Origin of the sequence: Microcystis sp. M079S1 (assembly GCF_020246425.1) — a bacterium.
GTDB classification, from domain to species: Bacteria; Cyanobacteriota; Cyanobacteriia; order Cyanobacteriales; family Microcystaceae; genus Microcystis; species Microcystis aeruginosa.
This window is the reverse complement of record NZ_JADBSZ010000244.1, coordinates 1-9116: the sequence shown is the minus strand read 5'-3', so window position 1 is coordinate 9116 and position 9116 is coordinate 1. Positions and strand designations below refer to the sequence as shown.

The following is a 9116-nucleotide window of genomic DNA, read 5'->3' as shown; positions in this document are numbered from 1 at the left end:
TCAGGTGGTCAATTACCTAATTTTCAGGGAAAAAGTCCCGGAATTTTACCCCCGATCACTCCAATGCTAGGCACTTTTTGAGGTCAAAAAAGCCTAAAAACCTTATCCAACAAGCTTTTTAGATTTATTCAGCAAGCCCTAAATATTCCTGCATTTTTTTCCTAGCCGTTTCTAAGTTGTCACTAGGAGACATTAATTCAATGACAAAATCGGGAGATAGAGGTAAAAATCTTTCCTTTTGTTGCGGGGTTAAAGCTTGCCATTTATCTAAAGGTATCCAAGCAGCATCGGGAGAGCGATCAGCCCTATTAGGTAGTTTAAATCCTGTGGAAGAATCAAAAACTACACCGGGAGCATCTCACCTTTGTAACCCCTAAATCAGGTTTTATGTCAAGATATTTTGAAAGCCTTGCTAGAAACCAGTTTTAGGGACAAGTATAATTACTCACTTGCATAAATGAGATGCTCCCAACTACACCTAATTTATGTAGGTTATTCCATAACCATAATTGGGCAGTGATTCCAGCGTTAGAATTGCTGGTTTCTCCTCCAGTCGGTGGCATAATAATTAAATCTCCTTTTGCGTTGCGTTCCAAGCGTAAATCTCGGTTATCCTGACAAAGTTGAAAGAACTGTTCATCGCTGAGTTGAAACGAGTTAAATTTAACTTCTACTGTCATTATTATCCCCAACCTACTCTCGTCTAAAATTTATGGTAACGCCCTAGGGCAAGAGATGTTCCTGGATGAAATTAGTATAAACATCTCCGGCTAAAAAGGCGGGAGTTTCCAATATTTTACGATGGAAATCAATAGTTGTCGGTACTCCCGTGATCGCACATTCCCGCAGGGCCCGTTTCATGCGTTTAATCGCAGTTTCGCGATTTTCTCCCCAGACAATTAATTTACCGATTAGGGAATCGTAATAGGGGGGGATTTCGTAATCGGTGTAAACGTGGGAATCCATGCGGACACCCGGACCACCGGGGGGCAGATAACCGCTAATTTTGCCGGGGTGAGGGCGAAAATTGTGATCGGGATCCTCGGCATTAATGCGACACTCGATCGAATGCCCTCTAAATATCACCTGATCTTGCTTAATTTGCAGTTTTTCGCCCTGTGCCACCCGAATTTGTTCTCGGATCAGGTCTATCCCCGTGATCATCTCCGTGACGGGGTGTTCCACCTGAATACGGGTGTTCATTTCCATGAAGTAGAAATTACCGTGTTTATCGACTAAAAATTCCACAGTTCCCACCCCGACGTAATTAATCGATTTAGCGGCTTTAACAGCGGCATTACCCATTTTTGAGCGTAAATGGGGCGTTAAAAAAGGACTGGGGGCTTCTTCTAGCAGTTTTTGGTGTCGTCGCTGAATCGAACAGTCTCTTTCTCCTAAATGGATCACGTTACCGTGACTATCGGCCAAAATCTGAAACTCGATATGTCGGGGACATTCGATAAATTTTTCTAGATATACTCCTGAATTGCCAAAAGCCGCTTCTGCTTCCCCTTGGGCGGCTTTTAACATATTACCTAGTTCATCTGCACTCTTGACAAGACGCATCCCACGCCCTCCACCGCCGGCGGTGGCTTTAATCAGGACAGGATAACCGATGTCATCAGCGATACGTTTTGCTTCCGCTTCTGAGGTAATTAAACCACCACTGCCGGGGATAGTGGGAACTCCCGCTTTTTGCATGGTTTTTTTAGCGGTGGATTTATCACCCATAGCCAGAATAGCACTGGGAGACGGACCGATAAAAGTTAACTGATGATCGGCACAAATTTCGGCAAAGCGGGCGTTTTCTGCCAAAAAACCGTAACCGGGATGGATGGCCGTGGCGTTGCGTGTTAGGGCAGCCGAGATGATATTAGGGATATTTAGGTAACTTTTGCTGCTTGGGGGCGGACCAATACAAACACTCTCATCGGCCAATTGAACATGAAGGGCATGGCGATCGATGGTAGAGTGGACGGCAACGGTTCTAATGCCCAATTCTTCGCAACTATGAAGGATTCTTAAGGCGATTTCCCCGCGATTGGCGATTAATATCTTGGCAAACTGCATTGGACGACCACGAGATCAGGCTGGTGTGATAGGCGACTATTTAGTAGAATATCTGGTTTTGTTACCTTGGGGAAATCCGGAAGTGGGGAAGTGGGGTGCGGGGTGTGGGGTGTGGGGAAGTGGGGAGAATAAATAAAAATAATCTCCTGACTCCTATCTCCTGACTCCTATCTCCTGACGACCGACTCCTACCTACCGATGGCTAAAATAACTGACTCGGTCTCCCTCCCCGGTCAAGATTGAAAGCGATAAGCTAGAGTGTGAGGAGTGAAAACCTTTTAATCTCGTTTCGCCCCTAGAGGATAATAGCTCGATGTTGCGAATTATCACAGAGCCATGGTCAGCCAGAACGGAACTGAGACGAATTCGGGAACGGTTCGACGATCCAGAAATTCGGGAAAAAGAATCGCTTGTCCGAGAGATTGTCGATCAGGTGCGACTTGCTGGCGATCGCTCGTTGGTGGATTACACGGAAAAATTCTACCAACAGTCCCTTAATCTACAACAACTGAAGGTGAGTGGCTCGGAACTCGATGCTGCTTATCAACAGGTGTCCCAGGATTTATTAAATGCGATCGCTGTTGCCTGTGAAAAAATGGAGGCTTTTCATCGTCAGCGTCTTCCCAAAGCTTGGGTCCAGTTTCCTGAAGATGGTACGGTTCGGGGGAAACGTTATCAACCGGTTAACAGTGTGGGAATTGTCGTTCCCGATGGTAAACGGGCCTATCTCAGTTTATTGCTCCAACAGGCTATTCCTGCCAAAATAGCGGGGGTTAAACGGATTGTCATGGTATCTCCCGCCGATGAGGATTTACGCATCCATCCGGCGATTTTAGTGGCAGCCCAATCGGTGGGTATTAGTGAGATTTATCGGGTGGCTGGACCACAGGCGATCGCCGCTTTAGCCTACGGCACAAAAACGATCGCTCCCGTGGAGATGATTGCCGGAATAGGTGATTTTTATACTAATTTGGCTAAAAAACTGGTTTCTGACCATGTAAAAATCGATTATCTCTCTATTACTTCTGATTTGGTTATTATTGCCGATAGTCAAGCTAATTCCAGGCAGTTGGCCCTAGATCTATTAGCGCAAGCGGAACAGTATTCCCTAGCGGCAGCGATTTTATTGACGACGGATAAGGCTTTGGCCCTAATAGTACAGGAAGAAGTGCAAAAACAGTTACAGGTACATCCCCAGAGATTGTTAACGGAAAAAGCGATCGCTCATTATGGCTTAATCGTGGTGGTGGAATCATTGGAGAAAGCGATCGAATTATCGAATCTTTTTGCTCCCACCCATTTATCCTTAATGATCGATGAGCCTTGGGAAAAGCTATCTTCTGTGAGACAATCGGGAACTATTCTCCTCGGTTCCACTACTCCAAAAGCGGTGGCTGATTATTTGGGTTGTCCCGTGGGAGTGGAAACTTTTCTCGATTCCGCCACTTTAATCGAATATCCTGCCGATTCTTTCGCCCCCATAGCCCATAATCTGCAAATATTAGCGCAAGCGGAGGGATTTACGGCAACGGACGGGGCTATAGAATCCCGAGGTCAGGATAAGACCTAGAGAAACTATCATCTTCTCAAAGCAACTATTGGGTCTAATTTAGCGGCACGATGAGCGGGAACAACACCGAAAATTAGACCGATGGCACTAGAAACTCCTAAAGCGAGAATTATGGCAGGGATTGAGACACTGGTGGTTAAAGCGGCAAAAATTCCCGCTAGATACATTCCTTGAATGCCGACAAAAATCCCGATAATTCCGCCAGTGGTGGCTAAAATCACCGATTCAATGAGAAATTGACCTTTTATATCCCCTTCTTTGGCTCCTAAAGCCTTTCTTAACCCGATTTCTTGGGTTCTTTCCGTGACTGACACGAGCATAATATTCATTACGCCGATTCCCCCAACAAAAAGGGAAATACTGGCGATCGAGGCTAACATTCTAGTTAAACTATCGTTAGTCTCTTTGGCCATTTCTAAGACTGTGGTTTGGGGGAAAACCTGCACATAATTCTCATCGCTGACCTGATGACGCATTTGCAGCAGGTTGCTAATCTGAAACTGAGCGGCTTTAATTTGGGCAGAGTTTTTGGCCAAGACAGAAATATGAGTCAGGGGAATGCCATAGATAGCTCTGCGGCCTTGAACCTGATTAGACATGGTAGTTAGGGGAATTAAGGCTCGATCGTCCTGATTAGCCTCAAATAAGGAGCCTTTCGCCTGTAAAACTCCAATGACTTGAAAACTAAGATTGCCGATGCGAAGATTTTCGCCGACGGGATTGCGATTACCAAAGAGATTTTTAGCTAATTCCGATCCCAAGACAATCACCCGATTATCCCGTTTCAGGTCAGATTCCATAATAAATCTACCTTTAGATAGTTGACGGTTACGCACGTTTAGGTACTCGGATCCCACCCCGATCAGGGGGCTATTACTGGTTCTATTACCGAAGGATAAAATTCTTTTACCGCTCAATTCGGGAGAAATGGCGGTAATGGCGGGAACTTGATATGCGATCGCTTGGGCATCTTCGTAGGTGAGGGGCCGGGGATTAGGAATTGTCCGGCGGACATTGCGCGAGGAGGTGGAAACAAATAAAACATTCGGACCGAGGGCTTCAAACTGCTCGAGGGCGACTTTTTGCGCTCCTTCACCCACCCCCACTAGGGCAATGACGGAGGCGTTACCGATAGCAATTCCTAGCATGGTCAGACCACTACGCAGTTTATTGCCCATCAAAGCGGAAAAAGCCATTTTCAGGTTTTCTAGCATTTCCATGGTTAGTTATATTCAGTGATCAGTAAACAGTAAACAGTAATCAGTAAACAGTAAACAGTAATCAGTAAACAGTAATCAGTAAACAGGGATAAAGATGAAGATAAATAAGTAGTCGTGCAAAATTAATTTCCTAGTGAAGAAAGGCAAAAGGCAAAAGGCAGGAGGCAAGAGGTGGTTAGATATGTGTAATTAATTTTGCTTAGGTACTTAAATAACTAAATAACTAATTAACTTACATCTGATAACTAAATAACTAATTAACTTAAAACTTACATCTGATAACTGATAACTGATAACTGATAACTGATAACTGATTAGCGGGTAGAGATTTGGATCGTTTCTGGTTTACTTAAATCGCCGGTAATAGTTAAACTGCGCCGATTAGCGTTGAGATGACGGACAATTTTATAGATAGCTTCAACTTGGTCACTAGCGCCGATTTTGGCCGCTAGAGTGGCTAAGTCAAGAGAAGTTCCCGTTTCCCGAACAACTTGCACGATTTTCCTTTGTAAATCCAGAATAGAAGCGGCGGCTTTTTTCCCTGCTTCTACCCCGGGTTGATGGTAGGCGTTAATGTTAACTAAACTAGCATAGAAACTAACGGCCCGTTCGTAGAGGGCGATCAAGGCCCCTACCTGACGGGGAGTGACCTCTGGGATAGTGATAGTGATAGAGTGACGACTATTTTCGTATAAAGCTTGTCGAGTACCTTGCAGTAATCCCGACAGGAAATCGCCGGCAGTGGAGCCGGTTTCCACTTCCATGGAATCTCCTTGTCGGTCTTGTAACACTTCAATAAAAGTAGCGAAGAAATTGGGAATCCCTTCGCGTAATTGTTGGACGTAGGCGTGTTGGTCAGTGGAACCTTTGTTACCATAGACGGCGATACCTTGGTACACCTTATTGCCATCGAGGTCTTTTTCTTTACCGAGGGACTCCATGACCAATTGTTGCAGATAGCGGCTAAAGAGATAGAGACTGTCTTTGTAGGGCAGAATCACCATATCTTTCTCTCCCTTGCCGTTGCCCTCATGATACCAAGCTAGAGCCAGTAGGGCGCTAGGATTTTTTTTCAGGTTATGGACGCGGGTGGCGATGTCCATTTCTTTGGCCCCGGCTAACATTTCATCAATGTCGATACCCTGCAAAGCGGCCGGGAGAAGACCGACGGCGGATAGTTCTGATGTACGACCGCCGACCCAATCCTGCATGGGGAAACGAGTTAGCCAATCTTGGGCGTATTTGTCCAGTTGGCTACCCGGCATAGTGACGGCGACCGCGTATTGCGGAAAGTCTAAATCTTGTTTTTCGTAAGCGTTGCGGACCTCTAACATTCCGTTTCTCGCTTCGGGAGTGCCGCCGGATTTACTGGTGACGATAACGAGGGTGGTAGCTAAGGGTAAATGGGCTAGGGTGCGATCGATCCCTTTGGGGTCGGTATTATCAATAAAAGCAATCTCTAAGGGGGGATTAAGGGGGGATAGAGCCTCGGCAACGAATTGGGGACCCAAAGCAGACCCCCCGATGCCGACACAGAGAATATGGCTAAATTTTGCCCGATTGGGCGGCTTAATCGCTCCGGAGTGAATTTTCTTGACAAATTCTTTGATCTGTGCTACAGGTTCGGTGATTTCGTCCCGCAATTCCTGGTTAGGAGCGAGTTCAGGAGCGCGCAGCCAGTAGTGGCCGACCATACGCTGTTCGTCGGGATTGGCGATCGCGCCCCGTTCTAAAGCTGCCATATCTTGGAAAGCGCGCTCAAATTTTGCTTCTAGACCTTTGAGAAAAGCCTCATCGAAGGGAATCCGACTGACATCGAGATAAAGTTCTAGGTTAGGGTGATAGTATAACCAATCTTGGTAACGTTGCCAGAGTTGCAGATTATCCATAAAAAAAAGCGAAATTTTTGTTTAATTACTCGTTTAGGAGAGATAGCATTCTATCCTCTCCAATCATCATACAGGTAGTTTTAGACTAGAAGATGACGGTTAACCATATATTAGGGGTTGGCAAAATGCTAACAGTGACGGAACTATCCCCTAATTGTTCGGTTTGCTGGTGTTGGCTGTTGATTTTTTAACCTTTCCTATGGCTATCTACTCATCCCCTCTCAAAATCGGTAACTTAGAAGTGCATAGCCGCGTCTTGCAATCACCTTTATCCGGTGTCACCGATTTAGTGTTTCGGCGCTTGGTGAGACGCTTTGCTCCTGATTCCATGCTCTATACCGAGATGGTCAATGCGACAGAAATCTCCCAGCTGCAAGAGTTACCGCAATTGATGGTTATCGGGGACAAAGAACAACCAATCAGTATGCAATTATTTGATTGCCGTCCCGATTTTATGGCTGTGGCGGCGGAAAAAGCGGTTAAAGAAGGAGCGATGACCATCGATATTAATATGGGTTGTCCAGTTAATAAAATTACTAAAAAAGGCGGCGGCTCTTCGCTTTTACGACAGCCAGAAATTGCCGAGCAAATTGTTAGGGAAGTGGTGAGAGCGGTATCGGTGCCGGTAACGGTGAAAACTCGCTTGGGATGGAACGCTCAGGAGATTAATATTATCGATTTTGCCCGTCGTTTGGAAGATGCGGGAGCGCAAATGTTGACCCTGCACGCACGCACTAGGGAACAGGGTTATCAAGGGCCGGCCGATTGGCAATGGATTAAACGGGTGAAGGAGGTTTTATCGATTCCTGTCATCGCTAATGGCGATATCGTTTCTGTGGAAGCGGCGATTAATTGTTTGGAATTTACCCGGGCCGATGGGGTGATGTGTTCTAGGGGAACCCTTGGTTATCCCTATTTGGTGGGGGAAATCGATTATTACCTCAAAACAGGCAAAAAGTTGCCGAAACCCACCTCTATTGACCTGTTAAGCCTAGCTAAAGAGCATTTACAGGGGCTATGGCTATACAAGGGAGAACGCGGTATTTGGCAAGCGCGGAAACATTTGGCTTGGTATTGTCAGGATTTTACCGGTGCGGCGGTTTGGCGCGATCGTTTTTCGCGCATCGAATCCCTGGGGGAGGGCTGTGATTTAATTGATAGAGCTATTGCCCAATTAAACCTTGAAAACGAGAATATTTAGGTAACGGTGCTACAAGCTGTAGGTTCTTACGAACCTGTTGCTGGTTCTGAGCATCATCGACAAGGTACATTTACTACCTAAGCCCGCTCACGGGTTTCAGCCTCATGGCGCAATTTGCTTGCCTGCTCCTGACTATCGGTAATATACTTTAGACGTTCATAATCTGAGATTTATTAAACTTCTGAAATCGTAGAGTGAGCAATGAATCTAGTTCTTTTTTATGTTTCAGATGGGCATCATTCAGACATTCATAAATAGCTGAAAAAAAGTCAGAAAAGTTTTCATAATATTTACCATACAAACATTTCTTTTTGACAAATTTCCACAGCCGTTCAATTAAATTTAGATTAGGCAATAAGACGGTAGATAGAGTAGCTCTATTGACAAAGAAAGAGCCAATTTTTCAACAATTTTAAATTTCTGATAGCGGGCATTATTTAATACGAGAGTGATGGGAATCATTAGTCCTAAAGCAGCTATTTTTTTAAGAAGTTCACAGACTTGAGATGCTGTTATATAAGTGTCATTCGTAACCAGAATAACTTCATGAGTTATTGCATTTAATGCTCCTCAAACATTGAAGCGTTTACGCCCGCTCGGTGACTTAACGAAAAGTCTCTCAAAACACCAAACAAAACCGAGAAATGCTCCCATGACAAAGTGAGCGGCATCAAAAAAAAACAGCCCTTTTTCCTTCTTTAGCCTCATTTAGTCTGGGTTATAGCTTTTTTTCTTTGTAGTCCTCTTGTTCATCCCGGTCAGCTTTAGAAGGAAGAGAACCTACTTTTATACATTTCATTCCCATTGATTTTAAGAATTTCCTCACTTGAGTAGGACTTCGTTTTATTCCCGTCAATTCTTCTATCCTATATACAGCTTCATTTATTGTGGCTGGTGGATTTTTCTCAAAGTATTTTTTGAGCGTTTCTTTTTGAGACTCTAATTCACTTTTAGGGCGATAGAAGTTGATTTCTTTTAATTTTTCTATTCCGCCTTCTTGATAATCTCGAAGATAAGTTAATAAGGTATTTGGCGAGATTCCTGCTAACTGACAAATTTTTTTGTGCGGTATCTTTTGGCTCTTTAACCAGAGAACTTCCATCTTCAGTTGAACCCGGGGATGGGGATGATGAAATCTTTCATAATACAGTGAGTTCTTTTCTTCT

5 protein-coding genes and 3 pseudogenes are annotated in these 9116 nt (G+C 44.7%); 2 read left to right on the top strand and 6 right to left on the bottom strand.

Features of this window, described 5'->3' with window-relative positions; genetic code table 11:
- Nucleotides 1–139 precede the first annotated feature (139 nt).
- The 3 genes and pseudogenes from IM456_RS16150 to accC form a co-directional block, all read right to left on the bottom strand.
- A pseudogene (locus IM456_RS16150) lies at nucleotides 140–349 on the bottom strand (Uma2 family endonuclease); the annotation flags it as partial.
- Nucleotides 350–479: 130 nt separating this feature from the next.
- Nucleotides 480–680: pseudogene (locus IM456_RS16145) on the bottom strand (Uma2 family endonuclease); the annotation flags it as partial.
- 43 nt (nucleotides 681–723) lie between these two features.
- Nucleotides 724–2070: an acetyl-CoA carboxylase biotin carboxylase subunit gene (accC, locus tag IM456_RS16140; protein ID WP_193958235.1), complete on the bottom strand. Its 1347-nt coding sequence runs from the start codon at nucleotides 2068–2070 to the stop codon at nucleotides 724–726.
- Between the two features lie 313 nt (nucleotides 2071–2383).
- Here accC and hisD point away from each other — a divergent pair, with 313 nt between their 5' ends.
- The gene (gene hisD / locus IM456_RS16135; protein ID WP_287692099.1) at nucleotides 2384–3640 is read left to right on the top strand and encodes a histidinol dehydrogenase; all 1257 of its coding nucleotides are present in this window, start codon (nucleotides 2384–2386) and stop codon (nucleotides 3638–3640) included.
- 8 nt (nucleotides 3641–3648) lie between these two features.
- Here hisD and IM456_RS16130 read toward each other — a convergent pair whose 3' ends face one another.
- On the bottom strand, nucleotides 3649–4860 hold the full coding sequence (locus IM456_RS16130; RefSeq protein ID WP_287692098.1) for an ABC transporter permease: 1212 nt from the start codon (nucleotides 4858–4860) through the stop codon (nucleotides 3649–3651).
- Nucleotides 4861–5174: 314 nt separating this feature from the next.
- The gene (locus tag IM456_RS16125) at nucleotides 5175–6749 is read right to left on the bottom strand and encodes a glucose-6-phosphate isomerase (RefSeq protein ID WP_149986439.1); all 1575 of its coding nucleotides are present in this window, start codon (nucleotides 6747–6749) and stop codon (nucleotides 5175–5177) included.
- A gap of 199 nt (nucleotides 6750–6948) precedes the next feature.
- On the opposite strand from IM456_RS16125, the gene dusB reads away from it, so the two are divergent.
- Nucleotides 6949–7950: a tRNA dihydrouridine synthase DusB gene (gene dusB / locus IM456_RS16120; protein WP_149986440.1), complete on the top strand. Its 1002-nt coding sequence runs from the start codon at nucleotides 6949–6951 to the stop codon at nucleotides 7948–7950.
- A 148-nt stretch (nucleotides 7951–8098) separates the two neighbouring features.
- Here the strand turns inward: dusB and IM456_RS16115 are convergent.
- A pseudogene (locus tag IM456_RS16115) lies at nucleotides 8099–9116 on the bottom strand (IS630 family transposase); the annotation flags it as partial.